Consider the following 17,272-nt stretch of genomic DNA (forward strand, 5'->3'; position numbering starts at 1 on the left):
GTGTCGGCCGGTGATGGCCGTTCCGTCGTGTGCGGAATTCAGGTATCCCCGCGCATGACTTCGTCACGCGTCGGGATCGAGGTTTGCGCGCCGTGGCGCGTGACGCTGATGGCCGCCGCGCGCTGGCCGAAGCCGATCGCATCGTCCATCGATGCGCCGCCGGCGCGGGCGGCCGCGAACCCGCCGACGAACGTGTCGCCGGCCGCGGTCGTATCGACGGCCACCACCGTCATCGCCCGATGCCGGCCGTTCCCCGCGCTGCCGCGCCAGCAGACGCCGCGCGCGCCGAGCGTGACCAGCACGTTGCCGACGCCCTTCGCGCACAACGCATCGGCGGCGCGCACGGCCGACGCGTCGTCGCCGACGGCGATGCCGGTCAGCGACTCGGCCTCGGTTTCGTTGACGACGAGATAGTCGACCCGTGCCAGCAACGCGTCGGACAGCGGCTGCGCGGGCGCCGGATTGAGCAGCACCGGTGTGTGGTGCTCAGTGGCACAGGCAATCGCGCACGCGACGGCGGCAACCGGCACTTCGAGCTGACACACGAGGAGTGCCGCCTCCGCGATCGCGTCGCGCGCCGCGTCGATCCGGCCGGCATCGAGACACGCATTCGCACCGGGCACGACGACGATGCTGTTCGCACCGCCGTCGTCGACGGTGATCGCCGCCACACCGGTCGCCGCCCCGCCGATCCGATGCAGGTGCGTCACGTCGATGCGCTCCGCCGCGAGCGCGCCATGCAGGCGCGCGCCGAACGCGTCGTCGCCGACGCAGCCGATCATCACGACCGATGCGCCCAGGCGCGCGGCCGCGACCGCCTGGTTCGCCCCCTTGCCGCCGTGAACGGTCTGGAATGCCGTGCCGAGCAACGTTTCGCCCGGCACCGGCAGGCGCGGCGTGCGTGTGACGAGGTCGATGTTGACGCTGCCGACGACAGCGATACGCGACGAGGCGATGTCGTTCATGCTCGAATGTAATCGCTTACATTTGAGATCGACATAATGGCCGAACAGGCCGTCGTCTCTGAAAATTTCGCGATGCGGGTGAAATCCATGTCTGACATAATACGAAGCAGCAATAAGATAGCGCTTACATTCTCACAGGATCGGATGAGGATGCAAGCGGGACCACCATGAATCGAGGGTAAACAATGACGCGACTGGCAACGCATGCCGCAGGCAGGCCCCGCCCGCCGGGAGACGGCCGATGAGCACGCCCCCGTCCCGCGGCGGCGCGTCGCGCACGCGCCGCGGCAGCGGCCGCTCGGTGCTCGGCGACGTCGCGAAGCTGGCCGGCGTGTCGACCGCGACCGTCTCGCGCGTGTACAACGATCCCGGCAAGGTGTCGGCCGACGTGCAGCAGCGCGTGCGCGACGCGGCGCGCACGCTGAACTGGATTCCGAATGCGGCCGGCCGCGCGCTCGCGTCCACGCGTACCCACATCACCGGCGCGATCATTCCGACGCTCGACGACCAGGTGTTCGCGTCGCAGGTCGCGGGCATGCAGGCGGTCATGGCCGAACACGGCATCACGCTGTTCCTCGGCTGCTCGAACTACGATCCCGCGCAGGCGCTGGCGCAGGTGCGCGCGATGCTGTCGCGCGGCGTGGAAGCCGTGTCGCTGGTCGGCGAAGCGTATCCGCCGGAACTGTTCGAACTCCTCGCGATGCATCGCGTGCCCTACGTGGTCACCTACGCGTATCGCGACGACAGTCCGCACTGCTGCATCGGCTTCGACAACCGCGCGGCGTTCGCGCGGCTCACCACCCACCTGCTCGACCTCGGTCACCGCGATTTCGCGATCATCATGCAGCCGTCGGCGGACAACGACCGCGTACAGGCGCGCCTGCGCGGCATTCACGACACGCTGGCCGCGCACGGCCTCGCCGTGCGCCCCGTGCATCAGCATGAAGGCGCGGCCACGATCGCGTTCGGGCGCGCGAGCCTGCGCGCGATCGCCGGCAGCGACGCGGCGACGCGGCCGACCGCCGTGATCTGCGGCAACGACGCACTCGCGCTCGGTGCGCTCCTCGAGGCGCAGGCGCTCGGCATCGACGTGCCCGCGCAACTGTCGATCACCGGGTTCGACGACATCGCGCTCGCGCGCGAGATCCAGCCGCCGCTGACGACGATGTGGGTCGATACCGACGCAATCGGGCGCCAGGCCGCGCATGCACTGCTCGACGCGCTCGAGAACGGCGCCACGGGGCCCGGCCGGGCCGTGCTGCCCGAGTTGCGCACGCGGGAATCGGTCGCGCCGCCGGCGCCCGTGCGCGCGGCGCGCCGGAAGTGAAGACGTGCCGCGCGGCGGCGCCCGCTCACGGCATCACGTCGATCGGCAGCGCCTTGTCGAGATTGTCGTGCCAGGCCTTGATCGTCTTCGGCACGGTTTTCTTCCACGCCGGCACGTTCGTGTAGTAGCGCATCCGGACGGTGTTCTTCGCATCGAACACGAGCAGCCCGATCCACAGATCGGCGCCGCGGCGCATCACGATCGCCGCGTTGGTCGTCGCGATGCCGCGCACCCAGTAGGATTTCACACGCGCATCGAGCCCGTCGAGATCCTTCTCGTCGGCGCTGTAGTTGACCATGTCGACGAGCGTCTGATAATCGCCGCCGAGCAGTTTGTGCGCGGCCGCATTCTGCGTCGCGTCGGTCACGACCTTGAGGGTCAGCAGGTCGGCCGGCGGTTTGGCCTGGAACTGCGACGCCGTCACGTAGTCGCCCGCGTAGACGACACCCGCGCCGGCACCGCAATCGAAATCCGCGCCCTGCTGCGTGACGCGGATGCGCCCGCCCTTGCGGTCGAAATCGAGCCGGCATGCGTCCCGGCGATAGGTGCCGCTATCGCCGTGCAGCACGATGTCGCCGTCGAGGCCGCCGTCATTCGCGCCGTTGTTGCCGCTCAGTTCGAAATGCAGGCGCGGCGCCGTGCCGGTGAACGTCAGCACACCACCGAACGACGGGTTGTCGCTCGTCAGGTACCACGTCTGCTGCCAGCGGTCGGCGGCGAGCGGCGTGCCGTTCAGGCTCGCGAGCCGTTCGCGGTAGCGGTCGCCGAGGCAGGGTGCATCGCTGCCGCACTGGTCGCGCTGCTTCAGCCACTTCAATTGCGCGGCCTTCAGCGCGGCCGTATCGCCGCCTTTTGCGAGCGCCCGCTTCCACGCGGCCGACAGGTCGCCGTCCAGCTTCGACAGGGCGGTATCCGCACAGATCGTCTTCTCGGCCGGCGAGGCGGCCTTCGCGCAGTCGAAGCCGGCCGCCTGCGCGGCAATCGGCAGCAGCGTCAGCAGCGCGGCCGCCGCGACGAATGGCAGAGGCGTGCGTCGCACGCTGGATGCGGAAATCGCGGCGTGTTCGCGCGGATTCGATCGGTTCTGGATAGTCATCGGCTTGATCGTCGCTGGGTCGCGCGCCCGTAGAAGCTACCTGCACGCGACATTCGAGGTAAAAACGCCCGGCCCGGCATGCGGCGCATGCCGCCGCCCGCCGAAGCGTAACCCGGATGCGCGACGCCGATCAATCGACGTTCGATGTCATTGCAACCGTTCCGGCAGCCACGCTGCGTTGCACGATGCCGTCGCGCAATACGGCTTGCGTCGCGCGATGGAAGATTCCGATGAACACCATCGCGCCCGCCGCTTCGCGCGGCGACTGCCCCCCCCGCGCACGATCCAGCGCGCAAAAGGCATCGTGCGCGGCGACGCCTTCAGCCACGCGCGCAGCCGGACCTTGTCGAGCACGCCCGGCGCGGCGACGGTGATGCTTGCGAACGCCGGCAATCAGGAACAGGATCGATGCGCACGCAACGACCTGTTCGAGCGCGCGGCTACAACAGTGGCCCTTGAACAGGTCGGGTCGCGTGATCGCGTTGTGGCGCTTGCCGGCCTCCCGGATCCTCGGTCCGACGAAATAGCCGATCGGATTGGCCCGCGGGATGAGCCGAGAAACCACACGCCATAAGTCGGCCTTTTCGCGTAGATGCCGTGCCGTCGAGCGCGCGAACGGGTATCAGCCGTCGAACGGCGCCAGCTCGTAACTCGTGCTCCGGCCGCCGGACGACGAACGGCGCAGCACGCCGCGCTCGACGAGTTCCGCGATGTCGCGCAGCGCGGTGTCCTGCGAGCACTTCGCGAGGGCCGCCCACTTGGTCGTCGTCAGCTTCCCCTCGAAACCGTCGAGCAGGCGATTCATCACCTTGGCCTGGCGCGCGTTCATCGCGAAGCCCGCACAGCGCTGCCAGAAGCGCGCCTTCACCAGCACCGCGTCGAGCGTCGTGTGTGCGTGATCGATCGCCCTGCCGAGGGTATCCAGGAACCACGCGAGCCATTCCGTGACGTCGAGCGAACCGCGCTGCGTGCGCTCCAGCACGTCGTAGTACGCATTGCGCTCGCGCTGGATCTGCGCCGACAGGCTGTAGAAACGCTGCGGACTCCGGTCGGCGCGCGCCAGGACCAGATCGCCGAGCGCACGCGCGATACGGCCGTTGCCGTCGTCGAACGGGTGGAGCGTGACGAACCACAGATGGGCCAGGCCGGCCTGGATCAGCAACGGCTCGGCCGGTTCGGCATTGAGCCACGCGAGAAAGCGCGCGATCTCGTGCGTCAGGCGCGCGGCCGGCGGCGCCTCGAAATGCACGCGCTGCCGGCCGATCGGGCCGGACACCACCTGCATCGGCCCGCTCGCATCCGTGCGCCATCCGCCGACCGTGATTCGCGACAATCCCGAATAGCCGGTCGGGAACAGCGCCGCATGCCACCCGAACAGGCGCGCCTCGGTCACCGGCGCCGCCGCATGGATCGTCGCGTCCAGCACCATGTCGACGACGCCCTCGACGTGGCGGTCGACCGGCGCCAGCGCACCGATGTCGACCCCGAGCCGGCGCGCGATCGACGAGCGGACCGATGCGACGTTCAGGGTTTCGCCCTCGATCGCGCTGGTCTTGACGACGTCCTCCGTCAACGCGGCCAGGCTCGCCTCGTCGCGCAGCGCGAGGCCGATGTCCGCCAGCCGCCCGGCCAGCATGCCTTGCGCGCGGCTGACGTCGGCCAGCGGCGTGGCGAGTGCCGGAAGGTCGAAGCGCCACGCCGGCCAATCGGCCGATTCCCAGATGAAAGTGTAATCTCCGCTCATGATGCGGAGATTATCCCACCGATTCGCCGCATGGCTCAGTATTCTCCGCATATTTTGCGGAGAATATGCGCGCTATTCACCGCACGGTGGCCTGCTATCGCGTCCGGCCCGCGTCGCGCTTCCCGGGCGGCGGCGCGTCGCCGAGCCGCTCGGCAAGAAATCCGATGAACGTGCGCAGCGTGACGAACCCTTCCCGATGCTGCGGGAACACCGCATTGAGCGTGATCGGCGGCGGCACGTACGCGTCGAGCACCGGCACGAGCGCGCCGCTGTCGAGCGCCGCGCCGACGATGAAGTGCGGCAGCAGCGCGATGCCGAGCCCCGCGATCGCCGCGTCGCGCACCACTTCGCCGTTGTTCGCGACGAGCGGCCCCTGCACGTCGAACGTGCGTGACGCGCCGTCGATGCGGAATTCCCAGCCGACGCGCCGCTCGCGCCCGTACAGCAGGCAAGTGTGACCGGCGAGATCGGCCGGTGTCTGCGGCATGCCCTGCCGCTTCAGGTACGCGGGGCTCGCGCACGCGATCATCCGCCATGCGCCCAGCGGGCGCGCGATCAGCGTCGAATCCTCGAGCGAGCCGATACGCAGCACGAGGTCGAACCCTTCGCCGATCAGGTCGACGCGCCGGTCGGTCAGGTCGAGGTTCAGCCGCACGGCCGGGTGCGCGGACAGGAATTCGGCGATCAGCGGCGACACGTGGGTGATCCCGAACGACAGCGGCGCGCTGATCTTCAGCGAGCCGTGCAGCTCGGTGCTGCGCACCGACATCGCCTGCTCGGCGTCGGCGATCTCCGCCAGGATGCGCTGCGCGCGCGCATAAAACTCCTGCCCCGATTCGGTCACCGCGAGATTGCGCGTATTGCGGTGCAGGAGCCGCACGCCGAGCGACGCCTCCAGCGCCATCGTGCGCCGGCTGACGAACTGCTTGGACAGCATCAGCTGGTCGGCCGCCGCCGTGAAGCTGCCCGCATCGACGGTCGCGACGAAGATCCTCAGGTCGTTGAGTTCCATATTGTCCACTCCATAGCGACAGTCATTATCTCTACAGCCATTTATTTGTCAAATCGATTGACCTAAGATTCATCTCAACGAACGGCCGGGCCCACTTCCGAGGTCCGGCGACTTCAAGGAAAAAATCATGATCGAAATCCGTGCAGCAAACCAACGTGGCCGTGCGGAGCATGGCTGGCTCAGCTCCCGTCATACGTTTTCGTTCGCGAATTACTACGATCCGAAGCAAGTCGGCTTCTCCGACCTGCTCGTGATCAACGACGACCGCGTCGCGCCGGGCCGCGGCTTCGGCACGCACCCGCACCGCGACATGGAAATCCTGTCGTACGTGCTCGACGGCGCGCTGGAACACAAGGACTCGATGGGCACCGGTTCGGTGATCGTGCCGGGCGACGTGCAGTTGATGAGCGCGGGCACGGGCGTGCGCCACAGCGAGTTCAACCACTCGCCGGACACGCCGGTCCACTTCCTGCAGATCTGGGTCGGGCCGGCCGAAAAGGGTGCCGAGCCGCGTTATCAGCAGACGAATGTCGCGGCCGACGACAAGCGCGGCAAGCTCGCCCTCGTCGTGTCGCCGAACGGCGACGCCGGTTCGCTGAAGATCCGGCAGGACACGCGGATTTACGCGGGCCTGTTCGACGGCGATGAGCGCACGACGCTGGAACTTGACCCGAGCCGCTTTGCTTACGTGCACGTGGCGCGCGGCAGCGTGACGGTCAACGGCGTGACGCTCGGCGAAGGCGACGGCGCGCGCATCCGCGGCGAACAGGCGCTGACGATCGCCGACGGCCAGGATGCCGAAGTTCTGGTGTTCGACCTGCGTCCGGTCGAAGTGACGGCCGAGTGGGCATGACGCCCGTTCGGGAAACCGGGCCCCGCTGAATGCGGGGCCTTTTTAATCGGAGATTCGCAACATGGCCAAGGTTCTGGTTCTTTACTACTCGTCCTACGGGCACGTCGAAACGATGGCGCAGCACATCGCCGAGGGCGCGAAATCGGTGCCCGGCGTCGAGGTCACGCTCAAGCGCGTGCCGGAAACGATCCCCGTCGACCAGGCCCGCGCGATCGGCGTGAAGGTCGACCAGGCCGCGCCGGTCGCCACGGTGGACGAACTCGCCGACTACGACGCCATCATCTTCGGCACGCCGACCCGCTTCGGCAACATGGCCGGCCAGATGCGCACGTTCCTCGACCAGACGGGCGGCCTGTGGATGAAGGGCGCGCTCGTCGGCAAGATCGGCAGCGTGTTCGCATCGACCGGCACGCAGCACGGCGGCCAGGAAACGACGATCACGTCGTTCCACACGACGCTGCTGCACCACGGGATGGTGATCGTGGGCGTGCCGTATGCGTGCAGCGGGCTCGTCAACATGAACGAAATCACCGGCGGCACGCCGTACGGCGCGACGACGCTCGCGGGCGCGGACGGCAGCCGCCAGCCGAGCGCGAACGAACTCGACATCGCGCGCTACCAGGGCAAGCACGTCGCGGAAATCGCCAGCAAGCTCGCGTCGTAACGCGGCGGCCTCGCGCCGCTGCCGTTGCGCGCACGAACGAACGGCGCCGGTTCGACCGGCGCCGTTCGTCCTGTGCAGGGCTGGCGGGCGTTACTGGCCCGAAGCCGGCGCGGCCGGCGCCGCCTTCGTCGCGGGCGCCTTCTGCACGGCGTTCTGCGGATAGTTGCTCTGGTCGTTGGTCAGCCGGTAACCGCTGCCGGTGCCGATCGCCTTCAGGTCCGACGCGTGCCGCGCACGGGCCGCCTTGCGCGCCGCCTTCTTCTGCGCCTTGTCGAGCTGCTTCTGCGTCGGCGCGGACGCCGGATCCTGCGCGTATGCCGCCGGCACGGCGGTCAACAACAGACCGCACGACGCCGCTACTGCTGCTGCCACCGAAACCACGCGAGACTGCTTCATGGCCGGATCTCCTTGTCGAGTGTTGATTGTGGATTATCGGACACCGGCGCGCACGCGACGGCTTGCGACAACGGCGCCGATGCAACGTTAGCCGATCGCCGCGCAAATGTCCGTGTGCGTTCCTGAATTCTCCTGATAACGACAACGATACGTGCAAGCGGCACGGGCCGTCCTTTCGGCCTGCCATCCGCGCCATCAGGGAAACCGATAGCCCGCGGCCGACCGGCGCGCGTTCAGATCCAGCGCGACAACACCGGCAGCAGGATCGGGACGACGAAGGCCGTCAGCACGCCGTTCAGCCCCATCCCGAGCCCGGCGAACGCGCCGGCCTCCTCGCTGACCTGGAACGCGCGCGCGGTGCCGATCCCGTGCGACGCGACGCCGAGCGCGAAGCCGCGCACGGCCGGCTCGTCGACCCGCAGCAGATTGAGGATGCCACGCGCGCACACCGCGCCAAAAATCCCGGTCGAAATCACGAGCACGGCGGTGAGCGACGGAATGCCGCCGATCTCGGCGGCGACCGCCATCGCGATCGGCGTCGTCGCCGATTTCGGCGCGAGCGACGCGATCGTCTGGCCCGACGCGCCAAACAGCGCGGCGATGCCGACCGCCGACACGATCGCGGTCAGCGAGCCCGCGAGCAGGCCGACGAGCAGCGGCAGCGCGGTGCGCCGCAGCTTCGACCACTGGCGGTACAGCGGCAGCGCGAGCGCGACGGTCGCGGGGCCGAGCAGGAAGTGGACGAACTGCGCGCCTTCGAAATACGTCGGATACGGCGTATGCGTGATCGTCAGCAGCACGACGATCAGCGCGACCGCGATCAGCACCGGGTTCGCGAGCGGGTTGAAGCGCGCCCGCGCATAGACGGCCTGCGCGAACAGATACGCGACCAGCGTGATGGTCAGGCCGAGCAGCGGGGTCGCGGCGAGATAGACCCAGATCGCGCCGAGTTTCGGGAAGGCCGTCATTGCACGCCCTCCGCGTTGCCGCCCGCGCGGCGCTGGCGCCGCAGCAGCGCACGCGTGACGAGCGCCGTCACCGCGATCGCCAGCGTGGTGCTGACGGCCAGCGCGACGACGACCGCGACCGCATCGCCGCGCACGCGATCGGCCGACACCATGATGCCGACGCCGGCCGGCACGAACAGCAGCGACAGGTGGCGCAGCAGCTCGAGCGCGGTCGGCTCGATCGCATCGGCCACCTGCGGGCGCAGCATCACGAAGCCGAACAGCAGCAGCATGCCGATCACGGGGCCCGGCACCGGCAGGCCGAACAGATAGGACACGCCTTCGCCGAGACACTGGAAAATCAGCAAGACCGCGAACGCCTGCAACATGAACCGCTTCTCCCGAATGGTTGCGCCGGGCCGGCGGCTTGCCGCGCCGGCATGGACGATACGCGCGATCGTACCAACATTGCCGGCCGCCAGTCGCGACTGGCGCAATCGCCCGATCCCGGCTCGACCGTGTCACCCCTGCGGACACCGTCGTGCTTCACCGCCCCAACCGCGCGCCGGTCGCATGCAAAAAAGGCGGGCATACGCCCGCCTTCGTTCCGTTCGCACACGCACCGCGACGCTTGCGGCGCGCGTACGCGCCCGCCGCGTTACTTCAACCGCGTCGCGATTTCGTTGGCCATCGCCTTCGTCGCGGCCTTCGTCGGTGCATCGTCGGCCAGCGCGTTCAGCAAACCGAAATCGTGGATCGTGCCGTCGTAGCGCGTGGTCGTCGCATCCACGCCGGCCGCGTCGAGCTTGCGGCCATACGCTTCGCCTTCGTCGCGCAGCACGTCGAACTGCGCCACCTGGATCAGCGCGGGCGGCAGGCCCTTCAACTGCGCGGTGCTCGCGCGCAGCGGCGACGCGTAGATCTCGTTGCGTTGCGCTTCGTTCTTCGTGTAGGCGTCCCAGAACCACTTCATCATCGGCCGCGTCAGGAAGTGGCCCTGCTGGTACGCGTTGTACGAGCCCGTATTGAAGTTGTGGTCCGTGACCGGCCACATCAGCCCCTGGAAGCGGATCGCGGGGCCGCCCTTGTCCTTCGCCATCAGCGCCACGACGGCCGCCATGTTCCCGCCGACGCTGTTGCCGACCACCGCGAGGCGGCTGCCGTCGACACCGATCTCGGCGCCATGCGCGGCCACCCACTTCGTCGCCGCATAGGCCTGGTTGATCGCGACCGGGTAATGCGCTTCCGGCGACGGCGTGTAGTTCACGAACACCGCGACGGCGCCCGACTGCACGACGAGATCGCGCACGAGGCGCTCGTGCGTCGGGAAGTCGCCGAGCACCCAGCCGCCGCCGTGGATGAACACGAAGACCGGCAGCGTGCCCGTCGCGCCTTGCGGGCGCACGATCGTGACGGGTACCGACAGGCCGTCCTGCTCGATCGTGCGGTTCGACACGTCGATGCCGGACAGGTCCACCTTTACGCCGTTCTGCGCATCGACCAGCACCTGACGCGCCTTCGCGGGGCTCAGCGTTTCGAGGCCCGGGCCCTTCTGGCCGTTCAGCACGGCGAGGAACGCACTCGTCTTCGTATCGGGACGGATGGTATCGGCGCCGGCCGCGAATGCGGCGGGGGCGGTGGACAGCGCGGCCGCAACGGCGGCGGCGATCAGCAGCGGCTTGACGATCTTCATGATGGTGTTCCTTGGCGTTCGCGGTTGAATGACGACAAATGATTCGTAGTGCGACTGATTAGAGAAGCGTGAGCGTGACGTCGATGTTGCCGCGCGTCGCGTTCGAGTACGGGCAGACGACGTGCGCACGGTCGATCAGCGTTTGCGCGACGTCGCGATCGAGGCCCGGCAGCGAGATCTTCAGTTCGACTTCGATGCCGAAACCGTTCGGGATCGCGCCGATGCCGACGCTGCCTTCGATGGCGGCGTCCGCGGGCATCGCGATCTTGTCGCGGGCCGCGACGAACTTCATCGCGCCGATGAAGCACGCGCTGTAGCCGGCGGCGAACAGCTGCTCGGGGTTCGCGCCTGCGCCGCCCGCGCCGCCGAGTTCGCGCGGCGTGGTCAGCTTCAGGTCGAGACCGCTTTCGGGCACCGTCGCACGACCGTCACGGCCGCCGGTGGCTTTTGCATGGGCGCGGTACATCACTTTTTCGATCGACATGACAGACTCCTTTGCAGTAAATGAACGAAACAACCTTCGAACCGGGGATCGCGTGCCGTCGGCTTTTTCCGCCGGTCCCGCGCTTGTTTATCTACTCATAGATAGACAAGCATCCCCAAAAAAATACAGAAGCATTACCCTCTGCGCCGATTGTCTATCTATCACTAAATAGACAACAAGAACCAATAAAACGGCGGCGAACCGCCCTGCTACCCGCGCGGTCCGTCAGGACCGCGCCTTCCAGACGGCCTCGACATCCTCGAGGCGCGCCCGCGTATGAAACAGCCGGCTGGCCAGCACGCTACCCTGAAACGCCGCGTACAACGTGCGCGCGGCCGTATCGGGTTCGCCGCTGAACTGCAGCGTACCTTCCTTCGCGCCCTGCGCCAGCAATGCCGCCAGCCAGCTTTCGTTGGCCTTGAAGAACGCCTGCACGGCCTGCCGCACGTTCTCCGGCAGCGTTTCGATATCGGCCGCGAGCATCCCGCACAGGCAGATCAGGTTGCCGTCGCCGAGCGTGCGGCCGAACATCTTCGTGTACAGGCTCAGCTTCACGTCGGCCGGCAATGCCGGATCGATCGTCCGCATGGCCGCGAGGACTTCGTCGCTGTACACCGCCACCGCTTCCAGCACCAGATCGTCCTTCGACGGGAAGTAGTAGTGGATGCTCGACGTCTTCACGCCCACCAGGTCGGACAGGTCTCGATAGCTGAAGCCGTTGTAACCGCGCAGCATCATCAGCGTGATCGCGTGATCGAGAATCTGTTCGCGGACGGTCGGTTTCGTTTCCATGGATCGAACTTTATCTACTCATAGATAGACAGTCAAGGACTTTTTTCGGGGCACCATGAAAAATCTGAAAATCTGGCACCCCGGCGAGCGCACCGGCCGGCTCGTCGCCGCCGGCCCTCAGCCCGGGACGGGTTCGGCCAGCGTCTCGCGGTTCGCGCTTTCCGCCGCGTCGCCCGCCCCGGCCACCGGCAAGCTCAGCACTACCGTCGTGCCCTGCCAGGCCGCGCTGTCCACGCGAATCTCGCCGCGATGCCGATCGACGACCGCCTTGGCGAACGCCATTCCGAGCCCGACGCCCTTCGTGTAGGGCTGCCCTTGCAGGCGAAAGCGCCGATAACGCTCGAACAGATGCGCCTGCTCGCTGGCGGCGATCCCGTAACCGTGGTCGCGGATGATGCAGCGCACCGACGCGCGATCGTCGGTCAGTTCGACCGTGCACTCGATACGAGTATCGGGTGCGCTGTACTCGACGGCGTTACCGAGCAGGTTGGCCAGCGCGCGCGACAGCAGTGCCGGGTCGCCGTACACGAGCGCTTCGTCGCAACGCGGCACGTCCTCGACGGCAATCCGCTTTTCCTGCGCGCGCGGCCAGATTTCATCCCGTGCCTGATTCATCAGGTCAGCGACGTTGACGAGCTCCGACACGCACTCGCCCGCCTCCGCCCTCGAAACCTGCGCGAAACCGTCGGCCATCGCCAGCGTATGGCACGCCAGCCTGCCGATTTCATGCAGGCGCTCGCGCAGGGTGCAGCCGGACGGGCATTCGGCAGGCGCATTCACCAGCACGACGACCGACGTGAGCGGCGCGCGCATGTCATGCGAGAACAGCGTCAGCATGTCGCTGCGCTGCCGCTCGAGCACCGAACGGCGAACGTAGGCGCCGCGCAGCATGTCCAGTGCGTCGTTCACCCGCCCGATCTCCGGGCTCGCGCCCGGCACTCGGGCGATCGGCGACACATCGCCCTGGCTCAGCGCGACGATGCGCCGGCTCAGCTCGGCGAGCGGCTTCGACAGCGTCCGCTGCGTGCCGCGCACGAGCAGGAACAGGATCAACGTGCACAGCGCCGCTTGGGCGACGGATAGCGCCATCCTGACGCGGGCGGCATCGCGCAACTCGACGGTGCGCGCGCTCGTCATTTCGATCACGCGGTCGCGCAGTTGCTCCGACGCCCCGAGATCGCGCATGATCCGCCGCGCGAAGTCCTCGACGCTCATCGCATACGCACCCGTCCGGCTCGCGCGGATCGTCGCCGCGACCAGCGGCAGGAAGCTGCCGTCCAGCGTGTCGTTCAGTCGTGCGAAGTCGTTTGCGAGCGTCGTGTCGGCGAGCAGCGGCGCGATCGCGCCGGCGATCAACGCGCGCAGCTGCATGATGCGTCCGCGCATCTGGATGATGCTCGCGAGCCGCTCCTCGCCGATCGGCTCGCGCTTGATCAGCGACGCGACGAACAGCGAGCCGAGCCGGCCGGTATATTCGCGCAGGTCGCCAAGCAGGTGCGCGAGCATCAACAAACCCGACGTCGCCGGATTGCGCATTGCCGTGCCGGCCATGACGTCGTCGGCCAGTGACGCGAGATCGTCGGCGACCGCGAACATCCGGTCTTGCGCCGCCTGAACCTGCCACACCGTGCGCGCCGTCAGCGGCTGCGCCGCGAGCGCGTCGACTTCGCCACGGGCGCCGTCCAGTTCCGCGCGGATCGACTCGAGCGCACGCAACGCGATCCGCCGCTCGGGTGCCTCGAGGGTCGCCGCCTGCGCGATGTCCGTTCGAAGCGCGTCGAGTGCCAGGTTCGAGCGCATCCGCGCATCGCTTACGGCCTCCACGTCCGCCGCCGGGTCGCGCGGCTGCAACGCAAGCAGCGTGTTGGCCGGCCAGCGTTCGGCCGAAATCAGGTTCGCCGCGACCATCGCGCGCTCGACCCGCCCGAAATCGCGCAAATCGAGGCTCCCCTGCCGGTATTGCCGGTAGCTTTCCAGGACGATCGTTCCACACGCCACGATCGTCAGCATCACGACGAGCACGAAGCCGATGCCCATCCGCTGTTGGATCGAGAGGCCATCGAAGCTCATGGCGCCCGTCCGCTTCGGCTACGGAGCACACCCGATTCGGCATCGCCGGTGGGACATGGATACGTCACGTTCGATTCCTGAATTACGTCATTTCCGTTGACAACACTCATCGCCGGCATCAATTGACGCACAATCGAAATCAATGGCCTCGCCATCGAATGACACATGGAAAAAAATACGCCGTTTCATCATGCTTATTTCATCGTGAAATATCCGATTCAACGGCTCCCGTGCGGCGAATTTCGACGGCCTTCCGCCGCACGCTTGCTTCGCACTGCGATACACCTGGGTTTCAGTCGGCATTCAGCGGCAGACGTACGCCGACGATCGCAGCACGGCGCCGCCTGAATCGCCGGCCATTAGCCACTGCCGCGATGGAGTCTCGACCTTTTCAAACGGAATGTAAACGCGACATTCGACGCAGGGGAAATACCGGATAAGCAGGACGTTAGTATTACGACTTTCGTCTTGTACAATCCTGTTCTTTCCTATCGGATAGGCGTCGGCTTTCCCACAGCCCATCGCGCCCATGAAAATACTGATCGTCGACGATCACGCGCTCCTGCGTGACGGCGTGGAGATGCTGCTGCGTCGGGAAGACGCCGACATGATCGTCGTTCAGGCGAGCAGCGCCGATGACGCGCTGCACCTGCTCAACCTGCACGCAGACCTCGACGCCATCGTGCTCGACTTGAAGCTGCGAGGCATGGACGGGATCGACGCGCTCGCCGAGTTCGCGAAGATGCGCCCGGGGCTGCCCGTCATCGTGCTGTCGTCGTCGGAAGATCCGGGCGCCGTGCGCGCCGCATTCACGCAAGGCGCGATGGGCTACGTGCCGAAATCGGCCAGCCCGCATACGCTGCTGTCTGCCATCCGGATCGCGCTCAGCGGCGAGCGTTACGTGCCACCGCTCGTACTCGACGAACACGCGACACAGCAGCCGGACAGCGCCGGGGCGACGACGCTTTCGCGCGACGAGTTGCTGACGCACCGCCAGATCGAAGTGCTGCGCTATCTTGCGGAAGGCATGCCGAACAAAGTCATCGCCCGCAAGCTCGGCCTGTCGGAAAAAACCGTCAAGGCGCACATCACTGCGATCTTCAAGGCGTTGAACGTAATCAATCGCACGCAGGCGGCTGCCGTCGGCAGGAAGGCCGGACTCATCTGACCGGAAGCGCGAATTGCGTTGCCGGCGGGGATCGCCTAAATTTTTTCTGCATCCTCAACGCAAACGGGGGCGTTGATGACAACCCCGCCCCGAGACACGAAGCGTGGCGCGATCCTCCGACTCCCCGATGCACCCGCGTGCGACGCGCGCGATTGCAATTCGCCTCACACGCAATGAACGACACTTGGCGGACATTCATGTGCATTCACGTGGCAATGAACGGGCGCGGCACCGACGCCGACCGCCGGGCCCGGTCGCGATACCGCATGCGGGCTCCGGGTCCGGGGCGTGATACCCGAGGAGCCTGCGCATGACGCGCGCCGACGAATCACCCGAAGCCCCGCCGCCGATCGTTTCGGCAGCCTCGGACGTCCCGTTCGACCTGGCCGCCGACGTGATCGCGCGCTGGCAGCGTCTCGTCGACCTGATGGCGGAAATCGTCGGCGTGCCGGCCGCGCTGATCATGCGCAACGTCGGAAAAGACATCCGCGTGCTGGTGGCGAGCCGATCCGAAGGCAATCCGTTCTATCCGGGCGAATCGGCCGAGCTGCACGGATCGGGGCTTTATTGCGAAGCGGTGATCGAGAGCGGCCGCTCGTTGGTCGTGCCGAACGCGCGACGATCGGAACGCTGGCGAAACAATCCTGATCTGCGCGTGAATATGGTTTCGTATCTCGGCCTGCCGATCCGCTGGCCGGACATGACGACGTTCGGCACGATCTGCCTGCTCGACTGCAAGGAAAACGCCTATTCGGAGCGGTACATCCGGCTGGTCGAAGAGCTGCGCAACCAGATCGAGATGCAGTTGCAGCTCATCCATGCGCAACGGACCGCCGAACACGCGCGCCAGCAGGCCGCTCAACTGGCCGAAAACTTCCGGCAGCAGAAGGATCTCGCCGCGGAAGCCGTGCGCGTCAAATCGAGCTTTCTCGCGGCGGCAAGCCATGACCTCCGCCAGCCCGTCCATGCATTGAGCCTGTTCGTCGGCGCATTGCGGCACGTGCCGATGCCCGTCGATGGCGCGCTGCTCGTCGAACGCATCGACCAATCCGTCAATGCGATGGACGAGCTGTTCACCGCGATCCTGGACATCTCGCGGCTCGATGCCGGTGTCGTGCCCGTGCATCGCAGGCCGTTCGCGATCGATTCGGTGCTGGAGCGGGTGTGCCGGGACGTAGCCGTCGACGCGCGCGCGAAGGGGCTGCACCTGTCGTACGTGCCGAGCACCGTGGTGGTCGACTCCGATCCGGTGCTGATCGAGCGGATCGCGCGCAACCTGCTGTCCAACGCGGTGCGCTATACCGACGCGGGACGGATCGTGGTGGGCTGCCGGCGCACACACACGCATGTCCGCCTGCAAGTGATCGATACCGGGCGCGGCATTCCCGCCGATCAGCAAAGCCGCGTGTTCGACGACTACTACCAGTTGCCCCATCGCGACCGCGGCCACGAACAGGGCGTGGGCCTCGGCCTGGCGATCGTGCGGCGCCTGGCGGAGCTGCTCGAGTGCCCGCTGGCACTGCGCTCGGCGCCCGGGCAGGGCTCGTGCTTCGAACTGCGCCTGGTACGAGTGGACGCGGTCGTGAAACCGCCCGCGACCGCCGTCGACGAGTTCGCCTTCGACGAGGCCGCCGCGGCCGCGGCGCACCTCGTCGTGGTGATCGACGACGAAGCGGCCATCCGCGCGGGCATGTCGATCCTGCTCACCCGCTGGGGATACCGCGTCGTCGTGGCGCCGTCGGTCGACGACGCGATCGCGCTTCTGGCGACCGGCGACGTACCCCCGACGTTGTTGATCTGCGATTTGCATCTGCGCGGCGACGAGAACGGAATCGGCGTGATCGCACGGATTCGCGAAGAATTCAACGCGGCCATTCCCGCGATGCTGATCACCGGCGACACCACCGCGCGCCGGCCCGGCCGATCACAGCACGGCGGCTTCATGCTGCTGCACAAGCCGGTGCCGAGCGACAAGCCGCGCTCGGCAATCATGCGCTGCCTGGGTGCGCCGAAGGGCAGATGAGACCAGGACCGAAACGCGCGACGACGAGGGTGCCGCGC

Annotated in this window: 16 protein-coding genes and 1 pseudogene; 5 read left to right on the plus strand and 12 right to left on the minus strand. The window is 67.2% G+C overall.

The annotated features are described in order from the left end of the window. Positions 1-38: 38 nt before the first annotated feature. On the minus strand, positions 39-965 hold the full coding sequence (gene rbsK / locus HWX00_RS13795) for a ribokinase (RefSeq protein WP_124670067.1): 927 nt from the start codon (positions 963-965) through the stop codon (positions 39-41). A 241-nt stretch (positions 966-1,206) separates the two neighbouring features. Between rbsK and HWX00_RS13800 the strand changes: the two genes are divergently transcribed. Further along, the gene (locus HWX00_RS13800) at positions 1,207-2,292 is read left to right on the plus strand and encodes a LacI family DNA-binding transcriptional regulator (protein ID WP_034191961.1); all 1,086 of its coding nucleotides are present in this window, start codon (positions 1,207-1,209) and stop codon (positions 2,290-2,292) included. A gap of 25 nt (positions 2,293-2,317) precedes the next feature. Here HWX00_RS13800 and HWX00_RS13805 read toward each other — a convergent pair whose 3' ends face one another. The 4 genes and pseudogenes from HWX00_RS13805 to HWX00_RS13820 all read right to left on the minus strand — a co-directional run bounded on the left by HWX00_RS13805 (position 2,318) and on the right by HWX00_RS13820 (position 6,144). Then, the gene (locus HWX00_RS13805; protein ID WP_175026865.1) at positions 2,318-3,388 is read right to left on the minus strand and encodes a lysozyme inhibitor LprI family protein; all 1,071 of its coding nucleotides are present in this window, start codon (positions 3,386-3,388) and stop codon (positions 2,318-2,320) included. A 391-nt stretch (positions 3,389-3,779) separates the two neighbouring features. Next, positions 3,780-3,985: pseudogene (locus HWX00_RS36810) on the minus strand (sodium:solute symporter family protein); the annotation flags it as partial. 25 nt (positions 3,986-4,010) lie between these two features. After that, positions 4,011-5,132: a Fic family protein gene (locus tag HWX00_RS13815; protein ID WP_208456740.1), complete on the minus strand. Its 1,122-nt coding sequence runs from the start codon at positions 5,130-5,132 to the stop codon at positions 4,011-4,013. A 94-nt stretch (positions 5,133-5,226) separates the two neighbouring features. After that, the gene (locus HWX00_RS13820) at positions 5,227-6,144 is read right to left on the minus strand and encodes a LysR family transcriptional regulator (protein ID WP_175026866.1); all 918 of its coding nucleotides are present in this window, start codon (positions 6,142-6,144) and stop codon (positions 5,227-5,229) included. A gap of 127 nt (positions 6,145-6,271) precedes the next feature. Here HWX00_RS13820 and HWX00_RS13825 point away from each other — a divergent pair, with 127 nt between their 5' ends. Both HWX00_RS13825 and wrbA read left to right on the plus strand, forming a co-directional pair. After that, on the plus strand, positions 6,272-6,997 hold the full coding sequence (locus HWX00_RS13825) for a pirin family protein (RefSeq protein ID WP_034191964.1): 726 nt from the start codon (positions 6,272-6,274) through the stop codon (positions 6,995-6,997). Positions 6,998-7,058: 61 nt separating this feature from the next. Next, the gene (gene wrbA / locus HWX00_RS13830) at positions 7,059-7,661 is read left to right on the plus strand and encodes an NAD(P)H:quinone oxidoreductase (RefSeq protein WP_034191965.1); all 603 of its coding nucleotides are present in this window, start codon (positions 7,059-7,061) and stop codon (positions 7,659-7,661) included. Positions 7,662-7,751: 90 nt separating this feature from the next. On the opposite strand, the gene HWX00_RS13835 is transcribed toward wrbA, so the two are convergent. The 7 genes from HWX00_RS13835 to HWX00_RS13865 form a co-directional block, all read right to left on the minus strand. Next, complete coding sequence (locus HWX00_RS13835; RefSeq protein WP_034191966.1) at positions 7,752-8,057, minus strand: hypothetical protein; 306 nt, start codon at positions 8,055-8,057, stop codon at positions 7,752-7,754. A gap of 233 nt (positions 8,058-8,290) precedes the next feature. Next, a complete protein-coding gene (locus HWX00_RS13840) occupies positions 8,291-9,025 on the minus strand; it encodes an LrgB family protein (RefSeq protein WP_034191967.1) in 735 nt (244 codons plus the stop codon). Then, positions 9,022-9,393 carry a CidA/LrgA family protein gene (locus tag HWX00_RS13845; protein ID WP_034191968.1) on the minus strand — a complete coding sequence of 124 codons (372 nt, stop codon included), beginning with the start codon at positions 9,391-9,393 and terminating at the stop codon, positions 9,022-9,024. Before HWX00_RS13845 ends, HWX00_RS13840 begins: the two co-directional genes overlap by 4 nt. A 269-nt stretch (positions 9,394-9,662) precedes the next feature. Next, positions 9,663-10,697 carry an alpha/beta hydrolase gene (locus tag HWX00_RS13850; RefSeq protein WP_049036693.1) on the minus strand — a complete coding sequence of 345 codons (1,035 nt, stop codon included), beginning with the start codon at positions 10,695-10,697 and terminating at the stop codon, positions 9,663-9,665. Between the two features lie 58 nt (positions 10,698-10,755). Then, positions 10,756-11,181: an organic hydroperoxide resistance protein gene (locus tag HWX00_RS13855; RefSeq protein ID WP_175026867.1), complete on the minus strand. Its 426-nt coding sequence runs from the start codon at positions 11,179-11,181 to the stop codon at positions 10,756-10,758. Positions 11,182-11,406: 225 nt separating this feature from the next. Then, the gene (locus tag HWX00_RS13860; RefSeq protein WP_034191971.1) at positions 11,407-11,973 is read right to left on the minus strand and encodes a TetR/AcrR family transcriptional regulator; all 567 of its coding nucleotides are present in this window, start codon (positions 11,971-11,973) and stop codon (positions 11,407-11,409) included. Between the two features lie 117 nt (positions 11,974-12,090). Then, positions 12,091-14,043, minus strand: a complete 1,953-nt coding sequence (locus HWX00_RS13865) for a sensor histidine kinase (RefSeq protein WP_244131171.1) — start codon at positions 14,041-14,043, stop codon at positions 12,091-12,093. A gap of 529 nt (positions 14,044-14,572) precedes the next feature. On the opposite strand from HWX00_RS13865, the gene HWX00_RS13870 reads away from it, so the two are divergent. Both HWX00_RS13870 and HWX00_RS13875 read left to right on the plus strand, forming a co-directional pair. Beyond that, positions 14,573-15,211, plus strand: coding sequence for a response regulator (locus HWX00_RS13870; protein ID WP_175026868.1), 639 nt, complete (start codon positions 14,573-14,575; stop codon positions 15,209-15,211). Positions 15,212-15,521: 310 nt separating this feature from the next. Beyond that, a complete protein-coding gene (locus HWX00_RS13875) occupies positions 15,522-17,234 on the plus strand; it encodes a hybrid sensor histidine kinase/response regulator (RefSeq protein WP_175026869.1) in 1,713 nt (570 codons plus the stop codon). The last annotated feature ends 38 nt before the right edge of the window (positions 17,235-17,272 follow it).

Source organism: Burkholderia seminalis DSM 23518 (genome assembly GCF_902832885.1).
Taxonomy (GTDB): domain Bacteria; phylum Pseudomonadota; class Gammaproteobacteria; order Burkholderiales; family Burkholderiaceae; genus Burkholderia; species Burkholderia seminalis.